At 41.3% G+C, this 16,901-nt stretch carries 18 protein-coding genes; 3 read left to right on the forward strand and 15 right to left on the reverse strand.

Going from position 1 to position 16,901, the window contains the following annotated elements; all coding sequences use genetic code 11:
• The first annotated feature begins 32 nt into the window (after positions 1-32).
• Positions 33-605 (forward strand): GNAT family N-acetyltransferase, encoded by a 573-nt coding sequence (locus ACYSNQ_RS14365; RefSeq protein WP_426084269.1) that lies wholly within the window; start codon positions 33-35, stop codon positions 603-605.
• 129 nt (positions 606-734) lie between these two features.
• Here the strand turns inward: ACYSNQ_RS14365 and ald are convergent, their stop codons facing one another.
• From ald to lacD (ACYSNQ_RS14425), 12 genes are all read right to left on the reverse strand, one after another.
• Entirely contained in the window at positions 735-1,850 is a 1,116-nt protein-coding gene (gene ald, locus ACYSNQ_RS14370; protein ID WP_426084270.1) for an alanine dehydrogenase, read from the reverse strand.
• Positions 1,851-1,978: 128 nt separating this feature from the next.
• On the reverse strand, positions 1,979-2,917 hold the full coding sequence (locus tag ACYSNQ_RS14375; protein ID WP_426084271.1) for a hexose kinase: 939 nt from the start codon (positions 2,915-2,917) through the stop codon (positions 1,979-1,981).
• Positions 2,918-3,021: 104 nt separating this feature from the next.
• The gene (gene lacD, locus ACYSNQ_RS14380) at positions 3,022-4,020 is read right to left on the reverse strand and encodes a tagatose-bisphosphate aldolase (protein WP_426084272.1); all 999 of its coding nucleotides are present in this window, start codon (positions 4,018-4,020) and stop codon (positions 3,022-3,024) included.
• Between the two features lie 26 nt (positions 4,021-4,046).
• The gene (gene nagA, locus ACYSNQ_RS14385) at positions 4,047-5,198 is read right to left on the reverse strand and encodes an N-acetylglucosamine-6-phosphate deacetylase (protein WP_426084273.1); all 1,152 of its coding nucleotides are present in this window, start codon (positions 5,196-5,198) and stop codon (positions 4,047-4,049) included.
• Between the two features lie 179 nt (positions 5,199-5,377).
• Positions 5,378-6,541, reverse strand: a complete 1,164-nt coding sequence (gene agaS / locus ACYSNQ_RS14390) for an AgaS family sugar isomerase (RefSeq protein WP_426084274.1) — start codon at positions 6,539-6,541, stop codon at positions 5,378-5,380.
• Between the two features lie 33 nt (positions 6,542-6,574).
• Positions 6,575-7,297, reverse strand: coding sequence for a GntR family transcriptional regulator (locus ACYSNQ_RS14395; RefSeq protein ID WP_426084275.1), 723 nt, complete (start codon positions 7,295-7,297; stop codon positions 6,575-6,577).
• Between the two features lie 317 nt (positions 7,298-7,614).
• Entirely contained in the window at positions 7,615-8,658 is a 1,044-nt protein-coding gene (locus ACYSNQ_RS14400) for a PTS system mannose/fructose/sorbose family transporter subunit IID (protein WP_426084276.1), read from the reverse strand.
• Positions 8,648-9,451: a PTS mannose/fructose/sorbose/N-acetylgalactosamine transporter subunit IIC gene (locus ACYSNQ_RS14405; protein ID WP_426084277.1), complete on the reverse strand. Its 804-nt coding sequence runs from the start codon at positions 9,449-9,451 to the stop codon at positions 8,648-8,650. The genes ACYSNQ_RS14400 and ACYSNQ_RS14405 overlap by 11 nt, the downstream gene beginning before the upstream one ends.
• A gap of 21 nt (positions 9,452-9,472) precedes the next feature.
• Positions 9,473-9,949, reverse strand: a complete 477-nt coding sequence (gene agaV, locus ACYSNQ_RS14410; protein WP_426084278.1) for a PTS N-acetylgalactosamine transporter subunit IIB — start codon at positions 9,947-9,949, stop codon at positions 9,473-9,475.
• Between the two features lie 125 nt (positions 9,950-10,074).
• On the reverse strand, positions 10,075-10,371 hold the full coding sequence (gene yajC, locus ACYSNQ_RS14415; RefSeq protein ID WP_426084314.1) for a preprotein translocase subunit YajC: 297 nt from the start codon (positions 10,369-10,371) through the stop codon (positions 10,075-10,077).
• A 2-nt stretch (positions 10,372-10,373) separates the two neighbouring features.
• On the reverse strand, positions 10,374-10,814 hold the full coding sequence (locus ACYSNQ_RS14420; protein WP_426084279.1) for a PTS sugar transporter subunit IIA: 441 nt from the start codon (positions 10,812-10,814) through the stop codon (positions 10,374-10,376).
• Between the two features lie 391 nt (positions 10,815-11,205).
• A complete protein-coding gene (lacD, locus tag ACYSNQ_RS14425; RefSeq protein WP_426084280.1) occupies positions 11,206-12,192 on the reverse strand; it encodes a tagatose-bisphosphate aldolase in 987 nt (328 codons plus the stop codon).
• 155 nt (positions 12,193-12,347) lie between these two features.
• Here lacD (ACYSNQ_RS14425) and ACYSNQ_RS14430 point away from each other — a divergent pair, with 155 nt between their 5' ends.
• Both ACYSNQ_RS14430 and ACYSNQ_RS14435 read left to right on the forward strand, forming a co-directional pair.
• Positions 12,348-12,629: a hypothetical protein gene (locus ACYSNQ_RS14430; RefSeq protein WP_426084281.1), complete on the forward strand. Its 282-nt coding sequence runs from the start codon at positions 12,348-12,350 to the stop codon at positions 12,627-12,629.
• A gap of 15 nt (positions 12,630-12,644) precedes the next feature.
• Positions 12,645-13,571, forward strand: a complete 927-nt coding sequence (locus tag ACYSNQ_RS14435) for a LacI family DNA-binding transcriptional regulator (protein ID WP_426084282.1) — start codon at positions 12,645-12,647, stop codon at positions 13,569-13,571.
• A gap of 423 nt (positions 13,572-13,994) precedes the next feature.
• On the opposite strand, the gene ACYSNQ_RS14440 is transcribed toward ACYSNQ_RS14435, so the two are convergent.
• The 3 genes from ACYSNQ_RS14440 to ACYSNQ_RS14450 are packed head-to-tail and all read right to left on the reverse strand — an operon-like array spanning position 13,995 to position 16,363.
• On the reverse strand, positions 13,995-15,113 hold the full coding sequence (locus ACYSNQ_RS14440; protein WP_426084283.1) for a sensor histidine kinase: 1,119 nt from the start codon (positions 15,111-15,113) through the stop codon (positions 13,995-13,997).
• Positions 15,114-15,761 (reverse strand): response regulator transcription factor, encoded by a 648-nt coding sequence (locus tag ACYSNQ_RS14445; RefSeq protein ID WP_426084284.1) that lies wholly within the window; start codon positions 15,759-15,761, stop codon positions 15,114-15,116. It lies immediately after the preceding gene.
• A gap of 8 nt (positions 15,762-15,769) precedes the next feature.
• Positions 15,770-16,363, reverse strand: coding sequence for a hypothetical protein (locus ACYSNQ_RS14450; protein ID WP_426084285.1), 594 nt, complete (start codon positions 16,361-16,363; stop codon positions 15,770-15,772).
• Between the last annotated feature and the right edge of the window lie 538 nt (positions 16,364-16,901).

The raw sequence follows: 16,901 nt of genomic DNA on the forward strand, positions 1-16,901 counted from the left end.
CATGATTAACAACCAGAAAGGAGTACCATGCTATGGATTTAATCCATGTAGGAACCACAACGATTGAGACTCCCCGTCTAAAACTGCGGCCATTTACAAGCGCTGACAACCATGCGATGCGTAAGAATTGGATTAGCGACCCAGCTATTCAAAAAATGTATTCTGAACCTACCTATCATACAACTACAGAGGTTGCAGACTTGTTAAAAAAATGGATCGATAGTTATCAAAGCAATACCTACTATCGGTGGGCGGTCTGCTTAAAAGAAACAAATGAATGCATTGGTCAAATAGCCTATTTCCTAATTGATGATGCCAATCATTTTGGCGAACTGGAATACTGTATTGGATCAGCTTTTCAAAATAAGGGCTATATGACAGAAGCTGTACACGCAGTTTTAGCCTTTGGCTTTGAAACGGTTCAGCTAAACAAAGTACAAATTTGCCATAAATCCACAAACATGCCGTCAAAACGGGGAATTGAAAAAAGCGGCTTTACTTATGAAGGTGCTTTACGAGAATATTTCTACATAGATGGTGAATATGTAGACCGGCTTTATTATTCAATGCTGAAAAACGAATGGGCGACCATCTCGTTGGACTAAAATCCAACGAATTTCTGTGAACCAAAAAAATGAACCGATGATCCAAAGTTAGGTTTTGGGTCTAACTTTAGAGATATCGGTTCAAGCTTACAGAAATTTTTTTGCAGCTAAACAAAGAAACAAAAATTTTTAATTAATAAAAGTAGAAACCGCTGTATACGGCAAGTTCAAATCAGCTGCAACTGCAGGATTAGTCATCGCTCCGCCAATCGTATTGACCCCCATCTTCAACGCTTCGTTTTCCTTCAAGCTGCCTTCAAAGCCTTTATTCGCCAGCTCTAATACATACGGCAATGTCGCGTTCGCCAGTGCAAATGCAGAGGTCTGCGGCACAGCTCCCGGCATATTTGCCACCGCATAATGAATCACACCATGCTTCACATACGTAGGATTTTCATGAGTGGTTACCTGATCAATCGTCTCAAAAATCCCGCCTTGATCAATTGCAATATCTACAATAACCGAATGCTCCGGCATTGATTTCACCATATCTTCAGTTACCAGTACAGGGGCTTTATGTCCCGGCAGTAAAACCGCTCCGATTACTAAATCGGAAGTTTTAACCTCTTCCTGAATATTGAACTGATTGGACATCAGTGTTTTGATTCCACCGTTGAACTGATTATCCAGCTCCTGCAGGCGTTTTGTACTTACATCTAAAATCGTAACATCTGCTCCCATGCCTAATGCGACCTTCGCTGCATTCATTCCCGATATACCGCCGCCGATAATCGTTACTTTACCTTTGCGGACGCCAGAAACACCACCTAATAAAATACCCTTCCCGTCAGGTACTTTTTCTAAACAGCGGGCACCAATCTGAGTTGCTAATCTGCCGGCAACTTCACTCATAGGCGTCAATAACGGTAGTGAGCCGTCTGCCAACTGAACACTTTCATAAGCAATTGTTTTTATTTTTCTTTTCATCAATTCTTCTGCTAATGGTTTATTCGCAGCTAAATGAAGGTACGTAAACAGGATTAAATCCTCTCTCAAAAATTGATATTCCTCAGCCAGCGGTTCTTTTACTTTAAGCACCATTTCCTGTTCCCAGGCTTCTTCGGCTGTTTTTACGATTACTGCACCTACCGCTGTATACTCCTCATCCTTGATTGAAGCACCTGCACCAGCATTTGTTTCCACAAATACTTCATGACCCGCATTGATTAAATCAAGTACGCCAGAGGCTGGCAGTGCAACCCTGTTTTCGCCAATTTTGATTTCTTTAGGAATCCCTATTCTCATACTTTCTACCTTCTTTTCCATTCGATTTTTATTTTCTCACATATCTATGTAAAAATTATAAGGTAAGAAAAAATGATGTGCAAGGTCGTTTTACGTATTTGTGATAATTTTAACGAACGATTGTTTTCTTATTCTTCGATTTTCGTTACGGTTATCTTGTTAAAATGTATCTCTACATTTTCCGGATTAATACAGCCTGTCTTTTCTTCAAGTGTATTCAAGATTCCCGTTGTCATGCCCCATTTTAGAATGTCTTCATCAGAATAACCCCCGTCTATTGCCGCTGCTAATCCTGCCAGTGTAGCATCTCCGGAGCCTACAGGATTCACTACATTTATTTTAGGAATCGTCACTTGATAAAGAATATCCCCATGCTTCGCTACAGCTCCTTCAGCCCCCAGTGATACGACCACCCAATCAATTTCTTTAAAAACAGGATTTCTCAGCTGCTCTGCAAGCGTCTCTTTTCCTGCCCTGTCAACCTCAAGTAGCTCAGCTATTTCTGTTTCATTCGGTTTAATCAAAAACGGCTTATTCTCAGAAAATACGGCTTGTTTTAGTGTTGCCCCTGACGTATCCAGCAAAACCGGAATTCCTTTTTCAGCAGCAAGACCTATCAACACTTCATAAAAATCTGAACATAAGCCGCCAGCCAGACTACCAGATATGGTTACTAAAGAAGTATGTTCAAGCAGCTCCGTGTAGTGGGCTAAAAACTGCTCCTCTTCTACGCGGGAGACTGTTGGGCCTTTCTCTAAAATTTCTGTTTGCTGCCCATGGTCATGAAGGATAGCAATCGAGTTCCGTGATTCCTCTTGAATCATCGTAAAGCTGTGGTTGATTCCCTCCTCAGTCAGCTTTTCTTTTATATAAGCACCTAAATATCCCCCTAACACGCCTGTAGCCAACAGCTCTTTCCCAAGCTGAGAAAGAACCCGTGAGACATTTAATCCCTTGCCGCCAGCTGTTTTTGATACCTTTTCCACCCGGTTTACTGTATCCAGTTTGAAGCTTGCCAACGGGTAGGACATATCGACAGATGGATTCATCGTAATTGTTAAAATCATTATTTGATCTTCCTTTCATAAAAGCTGCTTTACAAAAAAGCTGAGGTGATTGGCGTCACCAGTCATCTCAGCTCATTTTTTTATTTTACATATCCGATAGCGGATTATTCTCCTACCTCTACCTTATCGTGCCAAGAGGAGGCGGTACGGTTAACTACCTCATTTAAAGATTCAATGTTTGCTCTACCTTCAGAAAGCAGCCAGCTGCTGGCAGCTTCTTCTCCTGCTTCCACAAACGGCTGTACCCCATTTTTCCATGTTGCTCTACCACATAGAACACCATTAAACGTAGAACCGGCTTCTTTCGCAAATTCAAGGGTTTCCTGGAATAATTCCGCAGAAACGCCAGCGCTCAAAAAGATAAACGGCAAGTGCGTTGCATCGCTTTGTTCTTTGAAGTAACCTAAGGCTTCTTCACGAGAATAAACGATATTCGTACCGTCCTCCGCAAATCCTTCCACATAATTCATATTCACCGGCACTTCCACCTTTAACACATCAACCTTGTATTGAGGCTTAGAAAATTCCTTCATCATTTCAATAACCTTGTGTGCTTTTACCTTCGCATATTCTTCAGAGGATGCATCAGTAATTCCAGCATCATAGGAAACCAGTTCAAGATAGAAAGGAATGTCTTCGCCAAAGCACTCACTGCCCAAGCGTTCCGTAAATACATGCTTTAGATGGTTAATTTCCGCTGACTCATCCACATCATAATATAATAGGAACTTAATTGCATCGGCTCCCTGGTCTTTTAAACGACGTACAGACCAGTCTTCCAGCAAGTCCGGCAATCGTCCCGGTGTAGAGGCATCGTATCCGGTTTTTTCATAAGCCAACAGCAATCCGGCATCAGTGGCCCTTGCTTTGGCACCCGTTAAACCATATTCAGGATCCAGCAAAATTGATGAAGCAAACGGTGTTAATTCCGCAGAAACCAGCTTCTTAAAATCACTAATCTGTTCATCTGTAGCCTCTTCACCAAATGCTCCAATCATTTTCTTCAATGCACCGCGCTGATCAATTGCCAGCGCTTCAATCAGACCGTTTTCTGTAGATAATCTATCCATCGCTTCTTTTTTTGCTTTACTTATTTTCAGCATACTTTCTTCTCCTTTATTCTGCAAAATTAATCTTTTTTATATAGTGACCGACCGTCTACATAGGTTTCCAGCAGCTCTATCTGTGGACTAATAACTAGAAAATCAGCAGGCAGTCCCCCTTCAATACTTCCACAGCGATCCTCAATATGGACACTCTGTGCTGGAACTAGCGAAGCCATCTTCAAGGCTTCTTCAACCGTTGCTATATCCCAATCAACAACGTTTTTCACCCCATCAAAGAGCTGCAGAACACTGCCGGCCAAGCTGCCGTTTGACTGCAGCCGGGCAGCCCCATCCTTCACATCAACTGGGAATTCACCTAATGTATACTCTCCGTCAGGCATACCGCCTGCACGCATACAGTCTGTAATCAAAGCGACCTTTTCAGGTGTCTTTACCGTAATCAGTACTTCAGCCGCTGCCGGATGCACATGATGCCCATCACAGATTAGCTCCGCAGTGGTCTCTTTGGTATTCATTGCTCCGCCTACCATGCCAGGTTCTCGATGACTTAGTCCGCTCATTCCGTTATACGTATGCACAAATACCGATGCTCCGGCAAGAACTGCAGCCTGTGCTTGTTCATAACTCGCTGCACTATGACCGAGAGCGACAGTCACTCCCTGCTTCGTCACGGTTTGAATAAATTCAACTGCTCCCTCACGTTCTGGAGCAAGGGCAATTTTCCGAATAAGCCCATGACTCAGTTCCTGCCAATGATTAAATACCTCAATATTAGGATTGGAAAAATAACTGGGGTTTTGCGCACCTTTATGCTCAGCCGTAAAGAAGGGACCTTCAAAAAAGATTCCCTGAATTTTTGCTCCCTCGACCTCTTGATAGTGTTCGCCGATAGAAGCCGTTACTTCATTCAAGGTTTCTACTGCAGCTGTCAATGTTGTCGGCAAAAACGACGTCACACCGCAGCTTAGCAGCCCCTTAGACATTTCTCTAATACCGTCAAAATTGTTGTCCATTACGTCATGACCTAAAAAACCGTGAATATGTGTGTCAACCAGTCCGGGAGCTATCCAGCTGCCGCTATAATCAAGAATTGTTCCCAAAGGCTGCTCCTTCGTATAGCGTCCAAATTTTCCATCAGTTACTTCTAAATAGCCCGCTGCAGCTGTACCGCTCTTCAGAAAAAAACGGTCTGCCTTAATAAAATACTCTGCCATTTCTCTTACTTCCTTTCGTCACTAAAAAGCCAAAGAGCATCCAACGGATAGCCTCTCCAGTTCTTCCACTATTCAGTTCTCACATTCACGATGCATACTATTCTGCAAAAAAAGCACTGAACTCCTTTTGTTAGACTGTTTTCACTCAACAACCGGATTCAGTGCTTTCTATTTTCAAACTAAAGCTCATAAATTGTTACACCTTGAACGACACGGTTAACCGTTCCGGTTGGAGACGGTGTATCTGGTGTATTACCGACTTTAATTGAACTGTTCAATGCCACAGTTTGAGCAAACATCACATCTGGAAGTGCCAGATAGGCATCTGGCAACAGCTCTTTATTCGTAAAAGTAAACTGTGTTCCAGAGAAAGCTGTTTCTCCGGCCTGACCTATCCCGATAACTTCGGCAGCAATTTTATCCCCTTGAACCTCTTCTAAAATATCCAAATCATATTGCCGTGTATAAGGATCGTTATTTACAAAAACAAAGACTAGTGTATGCTCATTAACAAAAGATTTTGGCCCATGACGGAAGCCTAATGATGAATCAAAAACAGTGGCAATTTTTCCAGCTGTCAGCTCTAAAACCTTTAGCTGAGATTCTCTCGTTAGTCCTGCAAGAGCCCCAGAGCCTAAGTAAACAAGCCGTTGAAAATCAGATTTTAACAGCGCCTGAATCTCCGCTTCACGCTGAATCACTTCCTGACCCATTTCACTCATTGCCTCTACATATTTCACCTTCTGCTCCAGAGAAGTCAAATCAAATATCAATAGGCCCATCAATGTCATACAAGTAAAGCTGCCTGTCATCGCAAAGCCCTTATCATTTGATCGCTCAGGCATCAGCAACAGCTGAATCCGTTCATTTCCTGCAGCTGCCGCAGCCAGCTGACCATCAGGCGCACAGGTAATCGTAATATGAAAAATATTCTTTACGATTTTATTCGCGGCCGTCACTGCCGCTAAGCTCTCCGGTGAATTTCCGCTGCGGGCAAATGAAACTAAAATGGTTACCTCGTCCGGCAGCAGATAATCATACGGAGCTGCTACAATATTGGTTGTTCCGATGCTTTCAAAGGAGAATTTCTTGCTATCTCCGTTCCGGGTTAAGTAGGGGACTAAAGTATCTCCCACATATTGAGAGGTCCCGGCACCCGTAAAAATCACGCGTATTTTATCATTGGTTTCCTGTTTAATTTGTGCAAGAAAATCTGAAACAGCAGCTTCATTTTTACGATAGATAGCGACTGTTTCCTGCCATAATTCCGGCTGTTGTCTGATTTCACGAGTTGTAATCTCAGCGCCCATTTTCTCTAAAGTCTCTGCCTCTTGTTCGAACATTCAGCATGCGCCTCCTTGGTCTTAGTAAACTAGTCAGCGAACATGGCGTACCTTATAACGGAATTTATCTGCACGTGCGACACTCAGCGTAAATTCAATGACCTCATTTTTGATATTATAGGTCGTTCGAACTAAATTTAAGCTGGGGGCACTATAAGGCACTTCCAATAATTTCGCATCATTATCACTTACAATACTTGCATAAAACTCTTCTTCCGCCAGCTTGATTGTTTCACTATAATCTTCAGCAAAAATGTCATACAGCGGTTTTTTCTCTAAATCTTCTTTTTTCATTCTCATAAATTTTTTATAGGGTAAATACGAGCGTTCAACCATCATAGGCATGCCATCGGCACTTCTCAAGCGTTTAATTTTGATAATTTTTTCACCGAGCGAAAGATTTAAATGCTCAGCAAAGAATTTATTAGCTTCTACTATTCGGTATTCTAGAATAGCGGTATTCGGCTCTTTGCCCAGCTGTCTCATCTGCTCAGTAAAGCTGTAGCCGCCAGTTAAGTTTGTTACTTCCTGACTTATGGATGAAACAAAGGTGCCTTTTCCATGCTGGCGATAAATATAGCCCATTTTCTCCAGCTCCTGCAGTGCCAAACGCACTGTTGTACGGCTTAATCCATATTTATCTGACAGCTCCCGTTCAGACGGCAGCATAGCATGGGGCTCCAAATCTGTTTCAATCTGTTCTTTCAATAAATCAACCAGCTGATCATACAGTGGTTGTCTTCTCTTTCTTTCCAAAGTCTTCCCCTCCCGAATCAAGTGGTCGTAACCACATGATAAGTTTATCATTCTTTCATCGAATTTCAACGATTTTAGAAAGCAGCAGACAAACTAAGGTGATTTACTTACTCTAGAGATCGAAAGAAAAGACTGCAGACACTGAGGTTGCGACAGAATGATTCTACCTACCTCTACGGTTCCCGCTTCGCTCCATTCTCGAAGTATAGTGGATTGGAACGAAACACCGTTTATTCAAGTTTAGAGAATAGGGTTATATCAATGTCACACCCCTTCCGCCTGCAGTCACACTTTAATTACTATAGTCAGCGGCTCATTTATGGCCAGATAGACGGCCATAGTCCAAATCCAGAACCAACTAAGCCAAGGATAAGAATCAGCCCAATACATCTGAGAGGCGTCCAGCCGCGCTTAGCCAGGAAGAAGTAAAGCATCATGGTAACGGCCAGTGGAATCATCTGAGGCAGAATCCCGTCCAGAATTTCTTGAATATTGATTGTTACATCTTTTGTTTCATTCTGGTTGTAAGTAACTTCAAATTCGCCAGTCGCCAATTCTTTTACACCTAACGCTTTTTGATCTGTACCTGCATCCTGAATTTCATCTGTCAGATTGCCGTCGTCATCTTTTTTGTAGATATACTCATCAAATTTGCTTACTTCAGCTGCCGGAACAACTTCAGTTACAGAGTAAAGAGCATTGGTTGTTCCGTTTGGAATCTTAACATCTACTTTTGTTGCCCCATATACACAGGTCAGAGCCCCTACTACAAAAATCCCTAAAATACTTGCTGCTCTAGTAAATTCTTTAGCATTTTCCGTCAGAACACCGATTGCATCTGTTCCCAGCTTATAAGACCAGTTCATCAGGAAGAAACGAAGAGCGAACTGAGCAACGTTAAATACCAACAGGAAGATGAATGGCGCAGCAATATTACCGTCAATTGCCATATTAGACGTAATTCCCGCAGTAATCGGCACCAGCGTAAACCAGAATAATGCATCGCCGATACCGCCTAAAGGTCCCATTGCTGCAACCCGAACTGCACGAATCGTTGGAATGTCTGTCTTATTTTGTTCAAGAGATAGAACAATCCCCATAACAAACGTTACTAAAAACGGGTGTGTATTAAAAAATTCCAGGTTGTGGCTCATTGAAGCAGATAAATCATCTTTGTTATCCCCGTGAATTTTTTTCAACCCGGGAAGGATAGAGTAAAGCCAGCCGCCAGCCTGCATCCGTTCATAGTTAAAAGAGGCCTGCAGGAATAACGAACGCCAAACCATTTTGTTTAAGGTCTTTTTATCCAGCTGAGCTGCTGGTGTTGTATTTTGATAGTTATCTGGAATATTATATGCCATCTTCGTCACCTCCGAAGTTATTCGCAGAAGCCGTTTGCTTGAATTTCGTTTGAATTTGATAATCCCAGAACGCCAGAGCAAAACCGATAAACGCCAGGATAATCAACGCTGGTCCGCTTAAGCTTGGTGCTGCCATTACGATGACTGCTAAGGCAAACCCGAAGAAGTAGAAACCCCACATATCTCTGGAAACCATTACTTTCAGCAGGATAGCAAACCCAACATAGCGCATCATTCCACCAGCTGCACTTAAGCCGCCCATCAGCCATTCAGGAATAGCATCAACCACGGTTTGACCGAATGCTTGTCCGCCGATAAAGAATAATACGACGATAATGCCAAAAATTGAACCCAAAGCCAACATCGCTAAATAGTTAATCCGGTCAATTCCCTTAGTATTTCCTTCATGAGCATAGTTGTCTGCCACTGTCATTACTGGAGACATTAAAGAGAAAATTAAAGTAACACCGTATTGTCCTAACAGAGAAAATGGAATCGCAGTTGCTACTGCTACTGTTGGCTCCAGCTTCAAAGTAATTGCCAGAACAGCAGCCATAATTCCCCCAATTACCGCATTTGGCGGCTGTGCTCCGCCGACCGGCATATTCCCGATAGTCATCAGCTGGTAGGTTCCCCCTACTATCAGCCCTGTTTGTAAGTCACCTAAAATCAGCCCAATCACCATACCAGTTACAATTGGCTGGTATAAGGATTCAAGGAAGCTGAATTGATCAATCGCTGCAATAAATGTCACTAAAAATACTAATAAGATCTGTAAAATATTGTAATCCATTTTTTTATCTCCTTCCTAGTTTTAACTAAAAAGTTTGCCCGTGTCTTCTACTGGTGTTGTCGGTACCCGGCGAATTTCCAGCTCAACACCTAATTCCTGCAACTTTCTGAATGCGGCAACATCTGCCTCATCCACTGCAACTGTTGTTGCTACTTGACGCTTCCCTTCCGCCATATGCATGTTTCCAATGTTCACTTTTTTAATTGGCACTCCTCCTTCTACTAAAGTCAATGCATCCTCAGGACTTTCAACAATGATAAAGATTTTCTGATTTGCTGATGCCTTGCCAATAATGTCAATTGTCTTTTGCAGGCTGAAATAACGTGTTGCTACTCCGTTTGGAGCTGCCATGTCCATCAATCCCTGCCGAACTTTATCACCTGCTACCTTATCATTTGCTACTAGAATCAGATTAGAACCGATAGAACCATTCCACTGTGTTGCTACTTGTCCGTGGATTAAACGATTATCAATACGTGTTAATAAAATATTGGGCATTGTTCCTATCTCCTTCCTATATAATTTCCGCAAAAGATTTCAAATGCAGTTCAATCGCCTTTTCTTTACACTACAGACTAAGCGTGACTTCCCGTACAGAGAATCTTTTACAGAATTTACAACGATTATTTATTATCAGAACTAGCTGATTTAACAATCTCTGTAACGGCAAATCTTGATATTTCCATCACAGCATTCGACTTCACCTTAACGTCAACAGTCTCGTCACCGACTCTCATCAAGGTTCCATAAACGCCGTTTAAAAAAATAATCTGCTGTCCCACTGCCAAATCCTGATGAAGCTTCCGATAGTGATCCTTTTGTCTTTTTACATTTTTATAATTGAGAAGATAATAGCCGACTGCCATAACCAGTAAAAAAACAATCATAACAACAGATGATGCCAGTATACTTTGCCACATCACTAAATCCCCTCTTCCTCAGATTCAGTTTCTTCATTCTCAGACAAATCCAGCTTCGCATGGACCAAACCAGATTTCCCGATTTCGATGATTGCCTCCAAAAATTCATCTGCTGAACTAAATGTATAGCGTAGACCGCTTCCTTCAATCAGCAAAGGAAGATTTGTCCCTGCTACAACCTCTACCTGCTCCTTGTCTGCTGCTAAAAGCATCGCTGTCCGAAATGGCGTACCACCCATCAAATCAGAGAAAACCGCTACACCATCTGTTTCTTCCAAAAGCTTTGTCAGCGTTCGTTTCATCTCTTCTTCAAACACTTCCAACGGCTGTTCTTCATGAAAAGGTACCACTTCAAACATTTCCTGTGGACCAGCAATCATTTCTACTGCTCCCATCATTCCCGGAGCAAAGCTGCCATGTCCTGTCACAATGCATCCAATCATGTTTTCACTTCCTTTCACTGGTATTAAAAACTCAACTGGTAGTAACCACAATATCAGTATAATACCAAAACGCTTACAAAGTCAATTTTTTTCTAAAGAAAACTGTTAAAAAATAGGAAAAAGGATCAGTAAACAAACAAAAAGAGGTTATATTATTAATACCAGTTAATCATCAGTAAATCCCACTACTTATAACAAAAAAAGGACTATACCACTAGTCAAACTGACTGTAGTACGTCCTTCAGGCCTTAATAAGCATTGTTTCAGAGGCTGCCTATTCAAAAGCAAATCGTTTTATACTAAAAAAAGGAGTGGTTGTTTCCTTGTATCACTTCTATGATTTGAGATAAAACACTTTTGATGTAGTCGCCTTTCTCTGTTATCTAATTTTTTATTTCATTACTTTATCCCGCCAAGAACGGGCGCTTTGCTCTACTACTGAATTTAATGTTTCGATATTTTGTCTTCCCTGTGTATTAAACCACTCTCGTCCAGCTTCATCACCTTTTATTACATAAGGCTCTACTCCATCCCGCCAGGTTGCCCGGCCGCAAAGAACACCATTAAATGTTGATCCAGCTTCTTTTGCAAACTGGATAGTTTTTTGAAACAGCTCCATAGTTACTCCAGCACTTAAGAAAATAAACGGCAGCTCTGTTGCATCGCTCTGCGCCTTAAAGTAGCCTAATGCTTCCTCCCGGCTATACAAAGGTTCTTTATCGGAAAATCCTTCAACGTAATTCATATTTACAGGAACTTCTAGTTTTAGAACATCTACATGATATTGAGGTTTTGAGAATTCCTTGGTTGATTCAATCACTTTTCTCGGCTTGATTTGAGCAAACTCCGGAGAATGATCATCAGCAACCTCTGTATCATAGGTCACTATCTCTAAGAAGAACGGGATATCTTCCCCTAGACATTCACTTCCCAAGCGTTCAATAAATACATGCTTCAAATGATTAATTTTTTTATCATCATCAGGATTGTAGTAAAGTAAAAACTTAATAGCATCTGCTCCTTCTTCTTTCAACCGATGCACGGACCAGTCCTCCAGAATATCAGGCAGTCTACCCGGCGTATTTGCATCATAACCAGTTTTTTCATACGCTAAGAGCAATCCAGAATTGTCAGCCCGCTTTTTAGCAGCTGACAATCCATATTCAGGATCCAGCAGAATAGCTGATGCATACTTTGTCAGTTCCTCTGAAGCCGCTTCTTTAAAATCAACAATTTTTTCCTCAGGGTTCAACTCGCCAAAACCAGCCATCATTTTTTTTAACGAACCTCTTTGATCAATCGCCAGCGCTTCAATCACCCCGGCTTCCGTAGACAATCGTTCCAGAGCCGCTTTTTTTCCTTCACTCAATTTCAACATAGAGATTGTTCCCCCTTTAGTAATTTTTGCAGTACTCAACTTGAGTATATGCCGGAAAAAAGAATTTTACAAAAAGAAGACCTTTCCTGATTTTTACCCTTGACCTGTTACGCGTTTCATAACGTATAGTAGAAAAAACAAGGAGGGGAACTTTTATGATTCAAACCATTTTAGAACTGCACGACACCTTAGGAACTGAGTACTATTTTGTTTCTGTCTCCATCACTAATCATCAAATGAAGCTGACCAGCCTCAACAGCTGTTGTAAATATTTGGATAAAACGGTAGACTTGACTCAACTATCCGATGTAACTCAGCAAGACAATCCGTGCTCTCTGAGCTTTCTATACGATACAGAAAACTACTGCTTCGTAGACTACGGTAATGCTGTTGTAGACTACATACAACAGCAGATACCAGCTGTTTTACACCGTTGAAAAAGAGAGGTACTCATGACAACCATTCGAGATATCGCCCGCTTAGCAGGATGTTCCGTCACTACTGTCTCACGCGTCCTGAATAACCATCCTTATGTAGCTGATGAAAAACGAAAACAAATTCTTTCACTTATTAAAGAACTGGATTATTTCCCCAATGCACGCGCCAGAGAACTCAGCCGCGGCTTATCAAAAACAATCGGCGTAATGATTCCACATGCCAACGTTCCTTATTATGAAAAGATTATCAGCGGTATTTTGAAGGCTGCTTTCAAAGCAGAGTATAAAATTACCTTACTGCCGACCGATTATGACCTTGAAAAAGAAAAAGACTGTCTGGAGCAGCTGGCTGCCAAAGCTTTCGATGGACTGATTATCACCTCTAAGCTAACACCTCTCGAAACGATTCAGAGCTATTTAAAATACGGTCCAATCGTCTGCTGCGAGGATACTGGTACTTATCCAATTTCCTGCGTATCATTCGGTCGAATGGAATCTTATCAAGAAGTCTTTCGCTATTTTAAACAAAAAGGAACTTCTGCCGTTGGAATCGTCATCGGCCGAAATCCCTCTATCAGCCCAAGCAGCCGGGTTGTCTTAGCCGCCTATCAGCAGGTGTTTGGTCAACCGCCGGCTTCAGAGATGGTCTATACAAACTGCCAAAGCTACACAGACGGTCTCAACGCCGGCCTTTTCTTTTCAAAAACTAAAAAAATCGACGCTATCCTGACAAATAGCGACGAAGTTGCTGCTGGCATTCTTCAAACACTTAATAACCCCATTGTAGAAATTATCGGTGAAGAAAATCTGCTGGCAAGCAAGCTCTTGAATATATCAACCATTGATCATCATCTGGACCGCTGTGGTGAAGCCGCTTTTCAGCTGGTGTTCAAGGAAAACAATTCACGTCTGTCCATTCCGTACACCTTTATTCAACGTTAAAAAAGAACGAGGTAAAAGCGGTTATTCCGAAGAACCTTAAAAGTCTGGGGCATAAACTAAATTCCCAGACTTTTAGTCTGCTTAAATCCGAATAAGCAGTGGGACAGTAACACATACCCACACTTAACTGCGACGAGTAACCACAGGAGTAAATTCTTCAGCAACAAGCTGAAATTTAGCAAAAATTTGTACGCACCAAGTAGGTATCAATCAACAGCTACTCAGTTTCTTCGGAGTGTTTCTTGACAATTTTCTCGTCGTTGTAAAGCACAGCGAGGGACGAGCTAATGTTAAAACAGTACCTGCTTGAGTCTCGGAGCTGAACACTTTATCACAACCTCCTCTAATCTTAGTCTTTTCATTTGAAATTAGATGCGAAAGTAAATCTAGACTTGATTAATTTCACGTGCTCTTTTATTTTTCCTACGGAAAGTTCACGATAACTTTTGTTCCCAGTTCATTCGATACAATTCTTATTTTCCCTTGATGAAGAAGTACAATATCCCGACAGATAATAAATCCCTGACCTGAGCCCTCATATTCCGAAGGATGAAGCTTCTTTCCCCTGTTCAGCTTTTTTAACTTGCTTTCTGGAATAGCTTTTCCCCCATTTGAAATAACCAGCTCTTTTGCTTTAATGATAATTTCCACGTGCGTACTAGCATTAAATGCATTTCTCAATAGATTATCTAATAATCTCAGCAGTAAGATACGATTTCCAACCACAGGCTCTTCTTTAAAACTACGAACCAACTGAAAAGGATAATCTGCCTGTAAACTAGTCAATAATTCAGTTAGATAAATTGGCTCTTTAGCTACGGTACCTTCCTTCAGCTCTCCCATCAGAAGCAGCTGCTCAATGATTTCCTGCAGATGTCTGGTTTCATCCAATATATCCTGACTCATCATGAGTTTCTCTTCTTCTGTTGATTTCATTCGAATCATCAGCTCTGAATATCCAGAGATCAAGGTCAACGGCGTTCGAAGCTCGTGAGAAATCTGTTGGACAGGTTTATAAATTTTCTTCATCTGCCAATAAATAATCAAACTAATCACGGTAGACAGACCCAGCCCAAAAATCAAACTCTGAAAAATACGTATCTGCTGCTCCTCATATAAAAAGCTCACATTTTTTGCATAAAATATTTCACTTGGTTCTCCCTGAAGGAAAAGCGAACTGCTATAAGTAAGAAAATGCTTTCCCGACTCCTTAAATACAGATAGCTGATTTTCCTCAAAAGCCGGCATTTTTTCGATTTCATTCAACGATAACAGAACCGTACCGTCCTCCCGCCTTATTTCGACAGAAATTTCTTGCTGCAAATAGGTAGAAAGAACTATTTCCCTAGATACTAATGACAAGTCATCAGCTGTCAGCTTTTGAGCAATCCAGCCGTTATCTTGAACTAGCCTTCTAAAACTGCGTACTTCTTTATTCAACGCCTGTTGAAAACTATAGCTTACAAAAAAAAGCAGACAGACAAAAATAAGCCCCTGAAAAAGTGTGAATATAAAAAAGAAATTCTTCTTCCACAAAACCATTTAGACCACTTCCAGTCTATAGCCGATTTTATATACTGTCACCAGCTGCTTTTCCAAGCCCAGTTTTTTTCTTAAGCGCTGAACGTGGACATCCACCGTACGCTCGTCCCCCAAGTAATCAAAACCCCAAGCGGCTTGCAGCAGCTGTTCTCTGGTCAAAGCCATATTTTTGTTGACCACAAACACTTCCAGCAGTGCAAATTCCTGTGGAGTCAAATCAGCTGACTGCGTCTCACAAAATACTTGCCGTTTCTTCAGATCAACCTGCCAGCCGCCAACTTCCAACGCCATTTCTGAATGAAACCTCCGCAAAACTACTTGAACTCTGGCAATCAGCTCATCTAACGCAAACGGTTTAACGATATAATCTTCTGCCCCCAGATTTAATCCTCTAACCCGATCTTCCACACCATCCCGGGCGGTTAAATAGACAACCGGTACCTTTTTCATGCTTGAAAATAGTGAGAAGCCATCAATATCTGGAAGCTGAACATCAAGCAGAATCAAATCGATGCTTTCTTTTTTCAAAACAGCAAGAGCTTCCATGCCATAAAAGGCCTGGAAGCAAGTGTATCCTGCAATCTTTAAGCTCGTATAAATCAACTGATTCACCTTATGATCGTCTTCAACAATCAGAATAGTTTTCATTTTTTCTGTTATTCCCCGTCAAGATGATCTGATATCTGGAAGATTGCCTGATCGATTTCAATAATCATTTCCGGAGTCAAATCATTTATCTTGCCATCTGGATCCTTTCCATATTTTTCACAAATTGCCACAATCGGCTGCTCTGTATCAATCTCATTAGAAACAGCTGCCACATCGGCTGTAAATGTTTCCAGTGCATAAGCAAACTCATATTTTTTATCTGCATCTACTTCATTTTTTGATAGAATTGGCTGCTCGCCATGTTTATAGATATAGTAAAGAGCATTCATGTATTCATATTGCTCATCATTCAGTTCCTTGACCTTCATAGTATCTACATCAACTGCATATTTTTTATTAAACGCTTCAACCAGCTCTGGAGAACATTCCATGTACTCCGTGTAGTATTCATTCAGAGACATATTATCAATCTGCGCAAACATTTCCTGTGTTCTGGCCACAGCTTCTTCCATCGTTTCTTCCATAGGAATATCGACTTTCTGCTCTGCCATCACCTGTGTAATCCAAACACCTCCGACAAACAATATGGCGCTTGCCGCTGTTACAGCAATCAATTTTTTTCCAAGACTCATTTTTTTCATCTTCTTTCGCTCCTTTATCTTTGATACTTTAAGAATAGCGAAAAGTTATTACCAAGTTGTAAACAGTTCATTTTTTCTTTGAAAAATCCGAAAACTAAACAAAATGACAGGCTTCAGAGAAACGCAAAGCAGCTTACGGAAAAGATACTCCATAAATCACCTGAATCATTCAGCTGATATTCAAAAAAGGGTTTTCTCTCTACCATTTTAACATCCTTAGTGCAGCTCTCGAAAGTGTACATCGTCTATTTATTTTCAATAGTTAAAATGAGGTCGAGACAAAAGTGTTTAGCTCCGAGAAATAAGTAGGTACTGTTCAACATCAGCTCATCCCTCGCTGTGTTTCACAGCAATAAGACGGATTATCCGGAAATTGTCAAGAAACACTACGAGGGAACCGAGTAGCTGTTGATTGATACCTACCTGGAGCTTTTCATATTTTTGAGATCGTTCGGCTTATTTCCGAGAACTTCAACTCTTAGTGCTTTTAGCACTTAGAAGTTGATGCTATCGGAACGAAGTGTAGTGAGCTTGCTGT

This window comes from Enterococcus sp. LJL51 (assembly GCF_054871795.1).